This is a genomic window from Bradyrhizobium sp. CCGB01 (assembly GCF_024199795.1).
Lineage (GTDB): Bacteria > Pseudomonadota > Alphaproteobacteria > Rhizobiales > Xanthobacteraceae > Bradyrhizobium.
This window is the reverse complement of record NZ_JANADK010000001.1, coordinates 6,210,050-6,226,988: the sequence shown is the minus strand read 5'-3', so window position 1 is coordinate 6,226,988 and position 16,939 is coordinate 6,210,050. Positions and strand designations below refer to the sequence as shown.

Annotated in this window: 20 protein-coding genes; 17 read left to right on the top strand and 3 right to left on the bottom strand. The window is 65.4% G+C overall.

Annotation, left to right across the window (positions count from 1 at the left end; translation table 11 throughout):
* The first annotated feature begins 1 nt into the window (after window position 1).
* The 7 genes from NLM25_RS29090 to NLM25_RS29060 all read left to right on the top strand — a co-directional run bounded on the left by NLM25_RS29090 (window position 2) and on the right by NLM25_RS29060 (window position 5,921).
* Window positions 2-940, top strand: a complete 939-nt coding sequence (locus tag NLM25_RS29090) for a MoxR family ATPase (RefSeq protein ID WP_254120976.1) — start codon at window positions 2-4, stop codon at window positions 938-940.
* Between the two features lie 69 nt (window positions 941-1,009).
* On the top strand, window positions 1,010-2,212 hold the full coding sequence (locus NLM25_RS29085; RefSeq protein ID WP_254120974.1) for a VWA domain-containing protein: 1,203 nt from the start codon (window positions 1,010-1,012) through the stop codon (window positions 2,210-2,212).
* Window positions 2,213-2,222: 10 nt separating this feature from the next.
* Complete coding sequence (locus NLM25_RS29080) at window positions 2,223-2,546, top strand: XdhC family protein (protein WP_008564652.1); 324 nt, start codon at window positions 2,223-2,225, stop codon at window positions 2,544-2,546.
* A gap of 2 nt (window positions 2,547-2,548) precedes the next feature.
* Complete coding sequence (locus NLM25_RS29075) at window positions 2,549-3,250, top strand: XdhC family protein (RefSeq protein WP_254120972.1); 702 nt, start codon at window positions 2,549-2,551, stop codon at window positions 3,248-3,250.
* Window positions 3,247-4,851, top strand: a complete 1,605-nt coding sequence (locus NLM25_RS29070; RefSeq protein WP_254139277.1) for an NTP transferase domain-containing protein — start codon at window positions 3,247-3,249, stop codon at window positions 4,849-4,851. The genes NLM25_RS29075 and NLM25_RS29070 overlap by 4 nt, the downstream gene beginning before the upstream one ends.
* A 189-nt stretch (window positions 4,852-5,040) precedes the next feature.
* Complete coding sequence (locus NLM25_RS29065) at window positions 5,041-5,430, top strand: DUF4189 domain-containing protein (protein ID WP_254139276.1); 390 nt, start codon at window positions 5,041-5,043, stop codon at window positions 5,428-5,430.
* Window positions 5,431-5,510: 80 nt separating this feature from the next.
* Complete coding sequence (locus NLM25_RS29060; protein ID WP_254120969.1) at window positions 5,511-5,921, top strand: DUF2000 family protein; 411 nt, start codon at window positions 5,511-5,513, stop codon at window positions 5,919-5,921.
* Between the two features lie 152 nt (window positions 5,922-6,073).
* Here NLM25_RS29060 and NLM25_RS29055 read toward each other — a convergent pair whose 3' ends face one another.
* Genes NLM25_RS29055 through NLM25_RS29045 form a run of 3 tightly spaced genes read right to left on the bottom strand, consistent with a single transcriptional unit; the run spans window position 6,074 to window position 7,293 of the window.
* Window positions 6,074-6,487: a GFA family protein gene (locus NLM25_RS29055; protein WP_254139275.1), complete on the bottom strand. Its 414-nt coding sequence runs from the start codon at window positions 6,485-6,487 to the stop codon at window positions 6,074-6,076.
* A 12-nt stretch (window positions 6,488-6,499) separates the two neighbouring features.
* Window positions 6,500-6,961, bottom strand: coding sequence for an SRPBCC domain-containing protein (locus tag NLM25_RS29050; protein ID WP_254139274.1), 462 nt, complete (start codon window positions 6,959-6,961; stop codon window positions 6,500-6,502).
* Window positions 6,958-7,293, bottom strand: a complete 336-nt coding sequence (locus tag NLM25_RS29045) for a helix-turn-helix transcriptional regulator (RefSeq protein WP_212343221.1) — start codon at window positions 7,291-7,293, stop codon at window positions 6,958-6,960. Before NLM25_RS29045 ends, NLM25_RS29050 begins: the two co-directional genes overlap by 4 nt.
* A 109-nt stretch (window positions 7,294-7,402) precedes the next feature.
* On the opposite strand from NLM25_RS29045, the gene NLM25_RS29040 reads away from it, so the two are divergent.
* The 10 genes from NLM25_RS29040 (at window position 7,403) to NLM25_RS28995 (ending at window position 16,923) form a co-directional block, all read left to right on the top strand.
* Window positions 7,403-8,098 carry a TetR/AcrR family transcriptional regulator gene (locus NLM25_RS29040; protein ID WP_254139273.1) on the top strand — a complete coding sequence of 232 codons (696 nt, stop codon included), beginning with the start codon at window positions 7,403-7,405 and terminating at the stop codon, window positions 8,096-8,098.
* On the top strand, window positions 8,095-9,012 hold the full coding sequence (locus NLM25_RS29035) for an HlyD family secretion protein (protein WP_254139272.1): 918 nt from the start codon (window positions 8,095-8,097) through the stop codon (window positions 9,010-9,012). Before NLM25_RS29040 ends, NLM25_RS29035 begins: the two co-directional genes overlap by 4 nt.
* Window positions 9,009-9,941, top strand: a complete 933-nt coding sequence (locus NLM25_RS29030) for an ABC transporter ATP-binding protein (RefSeq protein WP_254139271.1) — start codon at window positions 9,009-9,011, stop codon at window positions 9,939-9,941. The genes NLM25_RS29035 and NLM25_RS29030 overlap by 4 nt, the downstream gene beginning before the upstream one ends.
* Window positions 9,938-11,101, top strand: a complete 1,164-nt coding sequence (locus NLM25_RS29025; RefSeq protein ID WP_254120958.1) for an ABC transporter permease — start codon at window positions 9,938-9,940, stop codon at window positions 11,099-11,101. The genes NLM25_RS29030 and NLM25_RS29025 overlap by 4 nt, the downstream gene beginning before the upstream one ends.
* A gap of 30 nt (window positions 11,102-11,131) precedes the next feature.
* On the top strand, window positions 11,132-12,439 hold the full coding sequence (locus NLM25_RS29020; RefSeq protein WP_254139270.1) for an adenylate/guanylate cyclase domain-containing protein: 1,308 nt from the start codon (window positions 11,132-11,134) through the stop codon (window positions 12,437-12,439).
* Window positions 12,440-12,584: 145 nt separating this feature from the next.
* A complete protein-coding gene (locus NLM25_RS29015; RefSeq protein ID WP_254139269.1) occupies window positions 12,585-12,812 on the top strand; it encodes a hypothetical protein in 228 nt (75 codons plus the stop codon).
* A 127-nt stretch (window positions 12,813-12,939) separates the two neighbouring features.
* Window positions 12,940-13,671 (top strand): GntR family transcriptional regulator, encoded by a 732-nt coding sequence (locus NLM25_RS29010; protein WP_254139268.1) that lies wholly within the window; start codon window positions 12,940-12,942, stop codon window positions 13,669-13,671.
* Between the two features lie 51 nt (window positions 13,672-13,722).
* Entirely contained in the window at window positions 13,723-14,964 is a 1,242-nt protein-coding gene (locus NLM25_RS29005; RefSeq protein ID WP_254139267.1) for an MFS transporter, read from the top strand.
* 22 nt (window positions 14,965-14,986) lie between these two features.
* Window positions 14,987-15,886: an amidohydrolase gene (locus tag NLM25_RS29000; protein ID WP_254139266.1), complete on the top strand. Its 900-nt coding sequence runs from the start codon at window positions 14,987-14,989 to the stop codon at window positions 15,884-15,886.
* 122 nt (window positions 15,887-16,008) lie between these two features.
* Window positions 16,009-16,923: a PhzF family phenazine biosynthesis protein gene (locus NLM25_RS28995; RefSeq protein ID WP_254139265.1), complete on the top strand. Its 915-nt coding sequence runs from the start codon at window positions 16,009-16,011 to the stop codon at window positions 16,921-16,923.
* Window positions 16,924-16,939 lie beyond the last annotated feature (16 nt).

The window sequence follows — 16,939 nt, the reverse complement described above, 5'->3', positions numbered from 1 at the left end:
CATGACCTCAGCGGCCAATACGTCCGGTGCCAATACTTCAGTTGTATTGCCGGCATCGGTCGATGCGATGCTCGAACTCCTGACGTCGCGCGGCTACCTCGCCGAGCGGTCGTTGGCGACGGTGACCTATCTGTCGCTGCGCATGGGGCGTCCGCTGTTCCTGGAAGGCGAGGCCGGCGTCGGCAAGACCGAGATCGCAAAAGTGCTGTCGGCAGCTCTCGGGCGGAAGCTGATCCGGCTCCAGTGCTACGAAGGCCTCGACGTGTCCTCCGCGGTCTACGAGTGGAACAGCGCCGCGCAGATGATCGCGATCCGGATGGCGGAAGCCGCCGGAGACACCGACCGCGAGCAGCTTTCGAGCGACATCTTCGCCGATCGCTACATGATCAAGCGGCCGCTGCTCCAGGCGCTGGAGCCCGACGTTGCCGGCCCGCCGGTGCTGCTGATCGACGAGCTCGACCGCGCCGACGAGGCGTTCGAGGCGTACTTGCTCGAAATCCTCAGCGACTTCCAGGTGACCATCCCCGAATTCGGCACCGTGAAGGCCCCACACCCGCCGATCGTGATCATCACCTCCAACCGCACCCGTGAGATCCACGACGCGTTGAAGCGGCGCTGTCTCTATCACTGGGTCGACTATCCCGCCGCCGAGCGTGAGCTCGCGATCGTCAAGACGCGCGTGCCCGGCATCTCGGCAAAGCTGTCGCAGCAGGTCGTGCGCTTCGTCCAGGCGCTGCGTAACCAGGACTTCTACAAGTCGCCGGGCGTCGCCGAAACCATCGACTGGGCCACCGCGCTGTCGGAGCTCGATGCCCGCTCGCTGACCCCGCAAGTGGTCGGCGACACGCTGGGCGCGCTGCTCAAGTACCAGGACGACATCACCCGGATGCAGGGCGATACCCTGCAGAAGGTGCTGAAGGAAGCAACGAGCGAGAATTGACGCTCCGCGTCACGACTGAGCTCGTCATTCGGCGCGCCGCGACGGGATGACGAGTGAGAGTGCTGAACCATGGCCATCAACCACCTGGCGCCCGAGCAAACCGAGCAGTTCGCCGACAACATCGTCGGGTTTGCCCGTGCGTTGCGAGCAGCGAGCATGCCGGTCGGGCCGGGGGCGGTGATCGACGCCATGAGCGCGCTCCAGGTGATCGACATCGGCAACCGCGCCGACGTCTTCACCACGCTGGAGGCGATCTTCGTCAAGCGCCACGAGCATGCGCTGATCTTCAAGCAGGCCTTCAACCTGTTCTTCCGCGCCTCGGAAGAGTGGAAGCACATGCTGGACTCGGTGCCGCTGCCGGAGCAGGCCAAGAAGAAGCCGCAGGCCGGCGCCCGCCGCGTGCAGGAGGCGATGTCGCAGCCGCGCATGACCGAGACGCCGCAGCACCAGGAGCAGGATCTGCGCCTGTCGGTCTCCGACAAGGAGATCCTTCAGAAGAAGGATTTTGCGCAGATGAGCGCGGCCGAGATCACCGAAGCGCTCCGCGCCATCGAGCGCATGCACCTGCCGCAGGCCGAGCTGCTGACGCGCCGGCACCGACCCGATCCGCGCGGGCTGCGTCTCGACCTGCGCCGCACGCTGCGCGCATCGCTCCGCACCGGCGGTGACATCATCGACATCCATCGCCTGGGGCGTATCGAGAAGCCGGCGCCGATCGTCGCGCTGCTCGATATCTCGGGCTCGATGAGCGAGTACACCCGCCTGTTCCTGCATTTCCTGCATGCCATCGGGGACGCGCGCAAGCGCGTCTCGGTGTTCCTGTTCGGCACGCGGCTGACCAACGTCACCCGTGCGCTGCGCCAGCGCGACCCTGACGAGGCGCTGGCAAGCTGCTCGGCCTCGGTCGAGGACTGGGCCGGCGGCACCCGGATCTCGGCCTCGCTGCACAACTTCAACAAATTGTGGGCGCGGCGCGTGCTGAGCCAGGGTGCCATCGTGCTCCTGATCTCCGACGGGCTGGAGCGGGAGGCCGATTCCAGGCTCGCCTTCGAGATGGACCGGCTGCACCGGTCCTGCCGGCGGCTGATCTGGCTCAACCCGCTGCTGCGGTTCGGCGGCTTCGAGGCCAAGGCGCAGGGCATCAAAATGATGCTCCCGCACGTTGACGAATTCCGGCCCGTGCATAATTTGAGTTCGATCCAGGAGCTGATCACCACGCTCTCCCGGCCGCTGCCGCCGCATCACCGCAGCCTGATCCGCTCCGTAGCCTGAGAGGCCAAACATGCTCGATCGCGACGAGGATATCCTGAAGGCGGCGGAGGACTGGCAGAAGGCCGGCCGCGGCGTCGCGCTTGCCACCGTGGTGGAGACCTGGGGCTCGGCGCCGCGCCCTGCGGGCTCGAGCCTCGTCATCAACGACGAGGGCACCTTCCTGGGGTCGGTCTCCGGCGGCTGCGTCGAGGGCGCCGTGGTCACCGAGGCCATGGACGTGATCGAGAGCGGGAAGCCCAAAATGCTGGAGTTCGGCGTGGCCGACGAGACCGCCTGGAATGTCGGGCTGTCCTGCGGCGGCACCATCCGCGTTTTCGTCGAGAAGGTCGGCTAGCCGTGAAGCTCGCAATCCTGCACGAACTCAACGCCGAGCGCGCCGCGCGCCGGGCCGCCATTCTGGTGACGGATACCGAGAACGGCGAGCAACGCCTCGTGAAGGCGAATGACTTCGCCAAAGATCCGCTGCGGGCCGAACTGGAAAAGCAGCTTCGCATGGGCAAGAGCGCCAGTGTCGAAGCCGGCGGCAAGAAACTGTTCCTCAATGTCTACGCGCCGACCGCAAAGCTCGTCATTGTCGGCGCGGTCCATATCAGCCAGGCGCTGGCGCCGCTGGCGCGCTCGCTCGGTTATGACGTCACCGTCGTCGATCCGCGCACGGCGTTTGCGAGCCCCGAGCGCTTTCCCGACATTCCGCTCGTCGCCGAATGGCCCGACACGGCGTTGCCGCCGCTCAATGTCGATGCCTACACGGCTTTCGTCGCGGTGACGCACGATCCGAAGATCGACGATCCCGCGCTGCTGCACGCCTTCGAGCGCAACTGCTTCTATATCGGCGCGCTCGGCTCGCGAAAGACGCATGCCAAGCGCGGCGACCGGTTGCGGGCGCAGGGTGCGAAGGAGAGCGACATTGCGCGCATCCACGCGCCCATTGGGCTGGCGATCGGCGCGGTCTCGCCGTCCGAGATAGCGGTGGCGATCATGGCCGAGATCACGGCGGTGCTGCGCCTGCCACCCAAAGAAAAAGAAGAAGCGGCATGAAGTTCGGACCGGCGAGCCCCAAGGATGCGATCGGCGGGGTGACCGTCCACACCCTGCGCCAGGGACCGCTGGTGCTGAAGAAAGGCACGACCATCGGTCCCGCCGAAGTCGAGGCTCTGGACCGCGCCGGCATCAAGGACATCGTCGTGGTGCGCATGGAGCAAGGCGACGTCTCCGAGGACGTCGCGGCCGCCGGCATTGCCCTTGCCGTCGGCGGCGAGGGCATTCATGTCGAGCGCGCCTTCACCGGCCGCGCCAATCTGTTCGCCGCGCGCCCGGGCGTGCTGGTGATCGACCGCGCCGCGGTCGACCGCATCAACAATATCGACGAGGCCATCACCTTTGCGACGCTCACCGCCTACAAGCCGGTGGTCGAGGGCGAGATGGTCGGCACCGTCAAGATCATCCCGTTCGGTGTCGAAGGCAATTTGCGCGACGCCGCGGTGAAGGCCGCAGGCCACGACGTGCTGAAGATCGCGCCCTACGTCATCAAGCGCGTCGGCGTGGTTTCGACGCTGCTGCCGGGCCTCTCCTCCAAGGTGATCGACAAGACGCTGCGTGTCACCGCCGAACGGCTCGCGCCGGCCGGCGCCGGCATCATCGCCGAGCGGAGGGTCCAGCACGATGAACGCGCGCTGTCCGCCGCGATCAAGGAATTGCTCTCTCTTGGCGCAGAACTTGTCATCGTGTTCGGGGCGTCCGCGATCGCCGATCGCCGTGACGTGATTCCGGCGGCGGTCACCGGGATCGGCGGCGAGATCGAACATTTCGGCATGCCGGTTGATCCCGGCAATCTGCTGCTGATCGCCCGCGCCGGCGGCGTGCCGGTGCTGGGCGCACCGGGCTGCGCGCGCTCGCCGGTGGAGAACGGTTTCGACTGGGTGCTGATGCGGCTTCTCGCCGGCATCAAGGTGACGCGCGCCGAGCTGATGGGCATGGGCGTCGGCGGCCTCCTGATGGAGATCGTCACGCGGCCGCAGCCGCGCGCACAGCCCGAAACCGAGGGCAACAGCCAGGTCGCGGCCATCGTGCTCGCGGCGGGACGCTCGACCCGCATGGGCGGGCCGAACAAGCTGCTCGCCGAGCTCGACGGCAAGAAGCTGGTGCGCGTTGCGACCGAGCAGGCGCTGGCCTCGAAAGCATCCGAGGTGATCGTCGTCACCGGGCATCAGGCCGAACTGGTCGAGCAGGCGCTGCAGGGCCTCAACGTGAAGTTCGTGCGCAACCCGGATTTCGCCGGCGGCATAGCAAGCTCCGTCAAGGCCGGCATCGCGGCCGTGTCTGAAGCCAGCGACGGCGCCGTGGTCTGCCTCGGCGACATGCCGCTGATCGATGCCGGCCTGATCGATCGTCTCATCGACGGCTTTGCGCCGGACCGCGGCAACCTCATCGTCGTGCCCGTCAGCGAGGGGCGCCGCGGCAATCCCGTGCTGTGGTCGCGCCGCTTCTTCAAGGAATTGATGACGCTCGACGGCGACGTCGGCGCGCGGCACCTGATCGCCAAGCACGCCGAGGCGGTCGCCGAGGTGCCCGTCGATGGCGAGAGCGCCTTCCTCGATATCGACACGCCGCAGGCGCTGGAAGCGGCAAGACGCGGATGACAGTGCCGTAGGGTGGATTAGCCGAAGGCGTAATCCACCATGCCCGCGGCTAGAGAAGGTGGTGGATTATGCTCCGCTAATCCACCCTTCGGCACTTCCCAACCCTCCGATTTCAACCCTCCGTTCACCATCTGGAAACGACCGCCGCTTACAGTTGGCTCGACCTGCCTTGGGGGGAGGGGTTTTTCCATGGCTTCGAACGTCGTCGCGCGCCGTTGCGCGATGTTTTTCTTTGCGCTGTCGGTTTGTGTTGCCGGCGCCCGTTACATCACCGAAGCCCATGCCGCCGGCGCCTTCGCGGTCGGCAAGTGCGGCGCCTATGGCCAGGCCTTTGACTATCGGGCTGAGCACGAGGCCCGCGTCGCGGCGCAGAAGCAGTGCAAGGGCGATTGCACGACCGTGACGATGAAGCGCGCCTGCGCTGCGATGTCGGTCGATCTGTCAAACCCTTGCGGCGCCTATGGCTATGCCGTCAAGCCGAAGATCTCCGCCTCCCTCAATGCCGCCACGCGCGAGTGCTACAAATACGGCGGCAAGGAATGCGTGATCCGCGCCTGGGCCTGCGACGCCAAAGGCTGATTCCCGAAGGGTTGATTCCTCTTGCCGTCATTCCGGGGCGATGCATAGCATCGAGCCTTGAATGACAGTTGGGGAATTCAATGCAGTTCGACACCAAGATCGCCGTCGTGATCCGCACCGACCTTCAGGCCTGGCAGAAGCTCAACGTCGCGTCCTTTCTCACCAGCGGCATCGCCGCGGCCTTTCCGGACTGCATCGGCGAGCCCTATGAGGATGCCTCGGGCACGAAATATCACGCGCTGATCGGCCAGCCGATCCTGATCTATGGCGCCGATACTCCGGCGCTGTCACGCGCGCTCGATCGTGCCCTCACGCGCAACGTCGCGGCGGCGGTCTATACCGAGGACATGTTCAGGACCACGCATGACGCCGCCAATCGCGAGGCGGTGAGGGCGGTGACGCGCACTGACCTCAACCTCGTCGGCATCGCGATGCGTGCCGAGCGCAAGGTGATCGACAAGATCGTCGACGGGCTGAAGTTTCACAGCTAGTGGGCGCGCTCGAGCGCTTCCACGTCGTCATTGCGAGCGCAGCGAAGCAATCCAGACTGTCGCCGCAGAGACAGACTGGATTGCTTCGTCGCACCAGCGCAAAATTGCTTCGCAATTTTGTCGCGGGCTCCTCGCAATGACGGAGTGCGTAGCTACCCCGGCGGCATGCCCGCGAATTTCGGCAGGTCCGGATCGAGCCGGTCCCACTCATGTCCGCGCGCCGCATAAGTCACCACCTCAGGCTTGTAGCGGGCGGGCTCGTCGAGGCTGGCGGCGCGGATGGTGAAGATGTCGGGCATGGCCGCGAAGGTCAGGTAGACCGGCAGACCGCACTGCGTGCAGAAGCCGCGCGTCTTCACGTTGCCGCTGTCGCCGGTCATGTCCCAATGTTTTGCTTCGCCCGTCAGCGTGATGCCGGCACGCGCGAAGGTCATGTAGGAGCCGTGGCCGCTGCCGCTTTCCCGCTGGCAGTCCCGGCACTGGCAGTGATTGCTGAACAGTGGCTCGCTGGTGATCGAATAACGGATCGCGCCGCAGGCGCAGCCGCCGGTAAAGGGCTTGGTCATCGCGATGTTTCCTCACTCCTCGCTGCTGATCTCGTCGAGCTGACGGACGACCTTCTTCCAGCCGCCACTCATGACCGTGTAGGCGGACTCGTTCCTGGGCATGACGAAGCCCGCGTGGACCAGGCGGATCCGCGTGCCGGCTTCGACCGGGGTGAGGGACCACGTCACGACGGTGTCGAGTGGCGCGCCGTAGCCGGTGTTGCGATCATCGCCGCCCTTCCAGGCGTAGACGAGGCGACGGTTTGGCACGACCTCCAGAACCCGGCAATGGATCACGCCATCCCAGTTGCCGCCCGGCGTGGTCTGGAACGTGAAGGCGTTGCCTTCGACGGCTTCAAAGCCGGTCGGTTGCATCAGCCAGCGCGCGATGAGCTGCGCGCTGGTGAGGGTTTTCCAGATGGTCTCTGGCGCGTGAGGGAAGACCTCGTCGATGACGATGTCTCTTGTCTCGGCTTTCAACGCGGCTGCACTCACGGATCGATCTCCTTCAAGAGGTCACGCAGGTTCTGGAAGCGCTCGCGCCAGAACACGCCGTAATGGTCCATCCAGGTGACCAGCGGCTCGAGTCCTTGCGGCGCGGCGCGGTAGTAGACGTTGCGGCCCTCGGCGCGCTCGGCGACGAGGCCGGCCTGCTTGAGGGATTTGAGGTGCTGCGAGACCGCTCCCTGGGTGACGCCGCTGCCGCGGGTCAGCTCGGCGACGCTGATCTCCTTGCTCTCGAACACGCGCTCGAACACGGCGCGGCGGGTCGGATCGGCGAGGGCGCGCATCACGGTGGTGACGGGATTTGGGGCGGCTTCGATCATGGTCATTCAATTAGTATAAGCTAATGCATTAGTCAATGCTAATTTATCTAACTGGTTGTGTCTGCACTGCTCACTTGACTATGACTGACTGGTCAGTCATAAATTAAGGATGACAACGAAGCCGACCAAAGCCGCCTTGCCATCCGCAACTCGCACCGATGCGAAGGGCAAGGCGCCCGATAGCAGCGAAGGGGCACCCGCTTCGAACCGCGCCGCGCGCGCTGCGGAGCGGCGTGCGGCGATCGTTGAGGCCGCGATGGAGGAGTTCATCGCGCGCGGCTTTGCCGCAACACGGCTCGACGACATCGCCAGACGTGCGGGCGTGGCGAAGGGCACGATCTACCTGCACTTCAAGGACAAGGAATCGATGTTCGAGGAGCTGGTGCGCACGGTGATCGTGCCTGTCGTGGCGAAGCTCAATGCGCTGCCGCCGCCCACGGGCTCGGTGCGCGATCTCATCGAGGCGTTTGCCGGCAATTTCCTGAAGGAGGTCATCGGCACCCGGCGCGGCGATCTCGTACGCCTGATCGTGGCGGAGGGGCCGCGTTTTCCGTCAGTCGCCGATTTCTACTACCGCGAGGTCGTCTCGCGCGGGATTGCCGGCATGCGCGCGTTGATCGAGCTCGGCATTGCCCGCGGCGAAATCCGTGAAAAGAACCTCGCGCGCTATCCGCAGATCCTGGTCGCACCCGCGATGATCGCGGTGATCTGGCAGAGCCTGTTTGCGCGGCATGCGCCGCTCGACGCGCAGGACATGCTGCGCGTCCATCTCGATTTGATTTTTGGCGAACGGAGGACGACATGAAGTCGTCACGAACCATCTCTCACCTCATCCTGAGGAGCGCGGAACGCGCGTCTCGAAGGATGCAGGCCGGGCTGCGGCTCCTCGCCCTTCGAGACGCCGCTTCGCGGCTCCTCAGGGTGAGGGCGCGACAGCCCCATCTGCCGCGCCTGTGTGCGATCGCGGTTCTGGTCCTCGCAACCAGCCTTGCCGGTTGCCAGGACAAGCGCGATCCCGGATTTCAGGGCTGGGTCGAGGCCGACATGATCTTCGTCAGCCCGGACGAAGCGGGCCGGGTGACGAAGCTCAATGTCCGCGAGGGCGACGAGGTGAAGGTCGGCGATGCCCTCTATTCCGTCGACGACGACCTCCAGCTCGCCGATCTCAACCAGAACAAGGCGACGCTGGCGAATGCGCAGCAGACCTATGACCGCGCGGCCTCGCTGAACAAGACCGGCTCCGGCACGCAGGCCAATCTCGACTCCGCCGTGTCGGCCTTGCGCGTTGCCGAAGCGCGGGTTGCGACGTCGGAGACGCGGATGGCGCGGCGCAAGGGCTTTGCGCCCGTTGCCGGCACCATCCAGCAGATCTATTTCCGCGAGGGCGAGATGGTGGCGGCGCAGCGGCCGGTGCTCTCGATCATGCCGCCCGGCAACATGAAGCTGCGCTTCTTCGTGCCGGAGACCGAGCTGCCGAAGCTCACGATCGGCGACACAGTGCGGATCGCCTGCGACAATTGCGCGGCCGATCTCACCGCAAAGATCTATTTCATCGCGACCTCGGCAGAATATACCCCGCCTGTCATCTACAGCCTCGATGAGCGCAACAAGCTGGTCTATCTGATCCAGGCGCGGCCCTCGCGGCCCGATGCCCTGCGGGTCGGACAGCCGATCAACGTCTACCTCAATCCAAAAACGCCGGTGGCGGACAAGCGATGAACGGCGGCAACGGCATCGCGATCGACGTCAAGGGGCTGACCAAATCGTTCGGCGGACGCGAGGTCGTGCACGATCTGTCGATGCAGGTGAAGCGCGGCTCGATCTATGGCTTCCTCGGTCCGAACGGCTCGGGCAAGACCACGACCATCCGTATCCTCTGCGGCCTGCTCACGCCCGACAGCGGCGAGGGCACCTGCCTCGGCTACGACATCCGCCGCGATGCCGAAAAGATCAAGCGCCAGGTCGGCTACATGACCCAGCGCTTCAGCCTGTATCAGGACCTCTCGGTCCGCGAGAACCTCGAATTCGTCGCGCGGCTCTATGGCCTCGCCGACGCACGCGGGGCTGCGCGCGACATGATCAAGCGGCTCGGGCTGTCGGGGCGCGAAGAGCAGCTCGCGGGCGAGCTCTCCGGCGGCTGGAAGCAGCGCCTGGCGCTGGGGGCCTGCACGCTGCCCAGTCCGAAGCTGCTGTTGCTGGACGAGCCGACCGCTGGCGTCGATCCGAAGGCGCGGCGCGATTTCTGGAACGAGATCCATGCGCTGGCGGCCGACGGCCTCACCGTCCTGGTCTCGACCCACTACATGGACGAGGCCGAGCGCTGCCACGAGATCGCCTACATCGCCTACGGCCATTTGCTTGCGCACGGCACGGTGGAGGAGGTGATCGCGAAGTCTGCCCTGACGACCTACACCGTGACGGGCGAGGACCTTAACGGGCTCCCGGCCGCGCTCACTGGCAAGCCCGGCGTGGACATGGTGGCGCCGTTCGGAACTTCGCTGCACGTTTCCGGGCGCGATGTCGCGGCGCTCGAAGCCAGCATCGCGCCGTTTCGCGAGAAGGCCGGCCTGCACTGGCACAAATCGTCGCCCTCGCTCGAAGACGTGTTCATCGAGCTGATGAGCCGCTCCAAGGATAACTTCCAATGAGCACCACTGAGCATCCCGCGCCGCTGCGCGAAATCCGCGAACGCTTCGGTTTCCTGCGGCGCTCTTACGCGATGCTGGTCAAGGAGTTCATCCAGCTCAAGCGCGACCGCGTCTCGTTCGCCATGATCGTGATGCTGCCGGTGATGCAGCTCATGCTGTTCGGCTACGCCATCAACACCACGCCGCACCATCTGCCGAGCGCCGTGCTGCTCCAGGAGGACTCCGATCTCGCCCGCTCGATCCTCAAGGCGCTGGAGAATACGGCCTATTTCCGTTTCCTCTATGAAGTGCACGACGTCGACGATTTCGACAATCTCCTGAAATCGGGCAAGGTGCTGTTCGGCGTCGAGATCCCGCGCGGCTTCGAGCGGGCGGTGCGGCGCGGCGACAGACCGGCGCTGCTGGTCGCGGCCGACGCGACCGATCCGGTCGCGGCGAGTTCGGCGATCGGCTCGCTCGGCATGGTGGTGCAGACGGCGCTCAAGCACGATCTCTACATCGGCGATCCTCCGGAAATGCCGTTCGAGATCCGCGCGCATGCGCGCTACAACCCGGCGGCGGCCTCCAGCCTCAACATCGTGCCGGGCCTCGTTGGCACCATCCTCACCATGACCATGCTGATCTTCACCGCGCTGTCGGTCACGCGCGAGGTCGAGCGCGGCACCATGGAGAGCCTGCTGTCGATGCCGATCAAGCCGGTCGAGGTGATGTTCGGCAAGATCATTCCTTACGTGCTGGTCGGCTTCGTACAGGCGTTCCTCATCATCGGCATCGGCGTCGGGCTGTTCGGCGTGCCCGTGCTCGGCAACCTGTTCCTGCTGGCGCTGCTCTCGACGCTGTTCATCACCACCAATCTGGCGATCGGCTACACCATCTCGACGCTGGTGCAGAACCAGCTCCAGGCCATGCAGATGTCGATGATGTTCTTCCTGCCGAGCATTCTCTTGTCGGGATTCATGTTCCCGTTCGCCGGCATGCCGGTCTGGGCGCAATATCTCGGCGAAGGCCTGCCGCTGACCCACTATTTGCGCATCGTCCGCGCCATCATGCTGAAGGGTGCGACCATGCAGAATTTGCGCTTCGACGCGCTGGCATTGGCGGCCCTGATGCTGCTCGCCATGACCATCGCCGTGACGCGCTTCCGCCGCACGCTGGATTGAGGCAAGATGCCCCTGAATCGAGGGGATGGAATGGTCAGCTTTGCGAGCAGGAGGATGCGGCAGCACGCCGCGCTATCGGAGGATTTCGAGCGCGAGTTGACACGGGAAGTGCTGCGCACCGAGCTGTTGCGCGTGCGGACACTGATCATCACTGGCTGCGTCATAATCTTGTTCCTCACCGCAACCTACCTGATCGACCCTGCTCTCGTGAACCGGGTCTGGCGCGGGACGGAGGGCCTCGTCCACGAATACATCCTCTTGGCGGGCTTCATCCTCTTCGAGATTTGGGTCCACACCCAGATCAGGCGAAACCTCAAGCTCGATCGCGACCTGCCGGTGATCAGGCGCTATATCGGCGCCCTCATCGAAACGTCGCTGCCGACGATCATCCTGATCCTGCAGATTCGCAGCATGGGCGCGAGCGAAGCGCTCGGTTTCGTGCTGCCACTGGTCTATTTCATTTTCGTCATTCTTTCGACGTTGCGGCTCGATTTCTGGCTGTCCACCTTCACGGGATTTGTGGCCGCAGCCGAACTTTTGGCCGTCGCGCTGTATTACAATTCGGCGAACGACGCCGGCGAACCCCTGATCTATTTTCATGTCGTGCGCAGCACCGTCATTCTGATCTGCGGCGTGCTCGCGGGCGCCGTCGGCGCGCGGTTGCGGCGGCAATTTGCGGCGAGCATTGCGGCCACCACTGCGCGCGACCGGGTGACGAACCTGTTCGGCCAGCACGTTTCGCCGCAGGTGGTGGAGCGGCTGATGGCAGAGGGGACAAGCGCAAGCGGCGATCTCCGCCGCGTCGCGGTGATGTTCGTCGATTTCCGCGGCTTCACAGCCGGCGCGCAGTTACGTACCCCGCAGGAGGTGGTCGACCGGCTCGACGGCGCCTTCGCCGTGCTGGTCGACATCCTCGATCGCCAGGGCGGCATCGTGAACAAGTTCTTGGGCGACGGCTTCCTTGCCCTGTTCGGCGCGCCGCTGGAGGCCTCCGATGCCGCGCACCGCGCGGTTGCCGCAGGTCGCGAGATGCTGACCGCGATGGATCGCATCAACGCGCAAACGAGCTGGCGGCTCAGGATCGGCATCGGCATCCATTTCGGCGAGGTCGTCGCCGGCAATATCGGCTCGCCCAGGCGCAAGGAGTACACGGTGATCGGCGACACCGTGAACTTCGCCTCGCGGCTCGAGGCACTCAACAAGGAGCTCGGGTCGCAGCTCCTGATCTCCGCTTCCGTGCGCGAGGCGCTCGGCAAGGACGGCGATGATGCCGTCGCGCTCGGCGAGGTCGAGGTGCGCGGCTACGAGCAGAAGGTCGCGGTGTTCCAGCTGGGATGACACGCCTTCAAATGCGAGTCGCGTTTCGTTGAAGCGGAGTCGCGGTCCGTTGAACGCGCGTGATGAACGATCTCTGGTAGCTTTCGGATCTCGCACGGTGGAAGCCGAAACATCTCGCCTTCCGTTTGCAATCCGGAGAAAGCCAATGACCCGAATGACCTTCGTTGCGGCCGCGCTGATCGCCGCCGCCGTCACCCAGACGCAGGCTGCATCTGCGCGCCACATTGCCCCGACGCGCGCCGCTGCAACTCAGGCGATGACCGACTCCTGCGTCAGGGCGCCGGCAGAGGGCGCATATGCCTCTGCACCCTACAATCAGCCGCCCTGCCTGCCGAATACGGGGTCCTCTTATCCGTATTCGTACGCCTACTAACGATCGTGGCAGACGAAGCCGGGCTGGCGAAAGTGTGCCAGCCTGGCGTCGCGGGCCAATCGTAATTGTCATGGTGGTATTTTAGTAGCGCTTGACTCGCATTTCATCTAGTCATCTATATGACTAAATGAATTCAGCTCCGCACGACGACCGCCTGCCGCGCTACCAGCGCCTGCGTGACGACCTTGCCGCGCGGATCAACCGCAATGAATGGCGGCCGGGCGAGCCGATCCCGTCGGAGGCTGAGCTGGCTGCGCATTACGGCGTCGCCATCGGCACCGTGCGCAAGGCGATCGACCAACTCGTTGCGGATACCGTGCTGGAGCGCCAGCAGGGCCGCGGCACCTTCGTGCGCCGGGCGCGCTTCAACTCCTCGCTCTTCCGCTTCTTCCGCTTCCAGTCCGAGAGCGGCGAGCGGCGCGTGCCGAAGAGCCGGATCATCCGGCGCAAGAGCGTTCCGGCGAATTCGGCCGTTGCGTCGGCGCTGCGCATCCCGGTCGGCGAGCCCGTGATCAGCCTGTCCCGTTTGCGCCTGATCGACGATGTGCCGCTGCTCGCCGAAGAGATCTGGCTCCAGCAATCGCGCTTCGCCCCGATCCTCGAGATCGACACCGCCGAATTCGGCGACCTGCTTTATCCGCTCTACGAGGAGCGCTGCGGGGAGGTGGTGGTGTCGGCCGAGGAAATCCTGACGGTCGAAGCCGCCAACGAGATGCAGGCCCGCCTGCTTCGGCTCGAGGTTCACGCACCATTGATTGTGATCGAGCGCCTCGCGCTCGACCTCGAGCGGCGGCCGATCGAATGGCGCCGCTCGCGCGGGCCGGCCGACCGCTTCCGCTATCACGCCGAGATCCGCTGAAAGCAGCGGTCTTCATCAACAAATCAAGCAACAAGAGTTCAGGGAGTAACAATGTCGAACTGGTACAGCGAAAGCTCGCCGCTGGAGCGGCGCACGTTCTGGGCAAGCTTTGGTGGCTGGGCGCTGGATGCGCTCGACGTCCAGATGTTCGGCCTTGCAATCCCCGCGCTGATCGCGGCCTTCGGCATCAGCAAGGCCGATGCGGGCCTGCTCGGCTCGATCACGCTGTTCTTCGGCGCGTTCGGCGGCTGGATCGGCGGCGCGCTCGGCGACCGTTTTGGCCGCGTCAAAGCGCTTCAGATCACGGTTGCGACCTTTGCGCTCGCGACCTTCGCCTGCGCGTTCGCGATGACCTACACCCAGCTCCTGGTCCTCAAGGCGATCCAGGGGCTCGGCTTCGGCGCCGAATGGGCCTGCGGCGCGGTGCTGATGGCCGAGATCATCCGCCCCGAGCATCGCGGCAAGGCGCTCGGCTCGGTGCAGAGCGCCTGGGCCGTGGGGTGGGGCGCGGCCGTGCTGCTCTCGGCCTTCGTGTTCACCTATGCACCCGCCGACATCGCCTGGCGGCTGCTGTTTGCGCTGGGGCTGTTGCCCGCGCTCCTCATCGTCTTCATCCGCCGCGGCTTGAAGGAGCCGCCGCGTGCGGTCGCAGCCGAGAAGACGCCGTTCTTCGCCACGCTCTCGGGCATCTTCCATCGCGACGTGCTGCGCTCGACGTTGATCGGAGGCCTGTTTGGCATCGGCGCCCACGGCGGTTATGCCGCCCTGACCACGTTCCTGCCGACATTCCTGCGCGAAGTGCGGCATTTGTCGGTGCTGGGCTCCAGCGGCTACCTCGCCGTGATCATCGTCGCCTTCTTCTGCGGCTGCGTCGCGAGCGGCATCATCAGCGACCGTATCGGCCGCCGGGCCAATGTCGCCTTCTTCGCCAGCGCCTGCATCATCACCGTGCTGATCTACATCTTCGCGCCGCTGACCAATGGCGAGATGCTGCTGCTCGGCTTTCCGCTCGGCTTCTTCTCCGCCGGCATTCCCGCCAGCATGGCCGCGCTGTTCAGCGAGCTCTATCCTGCCGGCGTGCGCGGCACCGGCGTCGGCTTCTGCTACAATTTCGGCCGTATCGTCTCCGCCGCGTTCCCCTTCCTGGTCGGCTATCTCAGCGACCATATCGGGCTTGGACCTGCGATCGGCATCGATGCGGCCTTTGCCTATTCGCTGGTGCTGATCGCGGTCGTGCTGCTGCCCGAAACCCGCGGCAAGGTTTTTGAACAAGCCGCAGCGAGCCGCGCCTGACGCCGGATGGGGAGCAGTCACCATGATGTCCCGAGAGCGCGGCCTGACGCGCCGCCAATTCGGCGCAGGTCTTGTATCGCTCGTGCCGGCCGCGGCCGTCGCGAGCCGAGCGAAGAGTGAGACAAGCTTGCCGACGATCGATACCCATGCCCATGTCTTCCACCGCGGCCTCAAGCTTGCCCCCGGCCGGCGCTATGCGCCCGATTACGACGCGCCGCTGGCGCTCTATCTGGAACAGCTCGACCGCAATGGCATGAGCAACGGCGTGCTGGTGCAGCCGAGCTTTCTCGGCACCGACAATTCCTATCTGGTCGAGTGCCTGAAGACGGCCGGCGGACGCCTGCGCGGCATCGCTGTGGTCGAACCCGCTGTTACCGCGGACGAACTGGGCGCGCTCGATCGCGCCGGCGTAACGGGCATTCGGCTCAATCTCGTCGGCCAACCCTTGCCCGATCTCGCGGCCGGCGAATGGAAGGCGTTGCTCGGAACTGTGAAATCGATGGGCTGGCAGGTCGAGGTCCAGCGCAACGCGTCCGACCTCGCACTGCTTGCACCGCGGCTGCTCGATCATGGCGTGACCGTCGTGCTCGATCATTATGCGCTGCCGGATCCGAAGCTCGGCGTCGGCGATCCCGGCTTCCAGTCGGTCCTGAAGTTAGGGCCGACGCGAAGCGTCTGGGTCAAGATCTCGGCACCGTATCGCAACGGCGCGGCAGGCGAGAGTTTCGCCAGGGCGGCCTATCCGCTGCTGCGCGAAGCTTATGGGCTCGACCGCCTGCTGTGGGGCAGCGACTGGCCGCACACGCAGTTCGAGGCGTCGCAAGACTATGCGAAGAACCGTCAATTTCTCGATGCGCTGATCGTTGACCAGAACGAGCGCGCGCAGGCGCTTGCATCGCCGAATGAGCTCTTCCGCTTCTGACTCCTCCTTGCGCGATTGCTCCGAGTGCTCCGAATTTTGGGGCATGACGAGCGATGTTTCCGGCCTGTAGACTGCCGCGCGATGCGGCCGGTCGCGGCCGCGATTGGCATGGGGAAGTGAAGATGCAGCGCCGCTACGTCACTGTCGACGTGTTCACCGATCGCGCCTTCGGCGGCAACCAGCTCGCCGTGGTGCTGGATGCCGGCGGGCTCTCGACCGCGCAGATGCAGGCGATCGCGACCGAGTTCAACTATTCCGAGACGACCTTCGTACTGCCGCCCAAAAACCCCGGCCACGATGCGGAGGTTCGCATCTTCACGCCGGTGCGGGAGCTTCCGTTTGCCGGCCACCCCAATGTCGGAACGGCCTTCGTACTGGCCCGGCGCAGCAATGAGCCCTGGCCGCGCCTGCTGTTCGAGGAGAAAGCGGGAATCGTGCCGGTCGAGATCTGGCGGGAGCAGGGCAAGGTCGTCGGCGCCGAGCTGACCGCGCCGCAGCCGCTGGCGCGTCTTGCAAAGTTGACCGCCGCCGAGGTCGCCGCATGCCTGTCTTTGACCGCGGACGACGTCAGGACCGATCGCCATGCGCCTGAGGTCGTCGGCGTCGGCACGCCGTTCGTCGTCGCGGAATTGCATTCGCGCGACGCGGTGCGCCGGGCGAAGCCCGATGCCGCGGCGTTCGGCCGGACGCTGCCGCGCGACGGCGCGTTCGCGATCTATTTCTACACGCGCGACATTCCCGCGGCGGAAGCAGGCTGTGACCTCCAGGCGCGGATGTACTTTCCGGGCGCCAGCGGCCTGATCGAGGATCCCGCCACCGGCAGCGCGACAGTCGCCGCCGCCGCCTTGCTCGCCACGCTCGATCCGCTTCGCGACGGCGAGGTGAAGCTCACCATCGGCCAGGGCTTTGACATGGGCCGGCCGAGCATTCTGCGGACGACGGTGGAAAAGCAAGGCGGTGCCCTGCTCGACGCCTATGTCGGCGGCAATTGCGTGCAGATGATGGAAGGGACGTTCGAGCTGGCGGGGGAGGGGTAGTTCGTAGCCCGGGCTC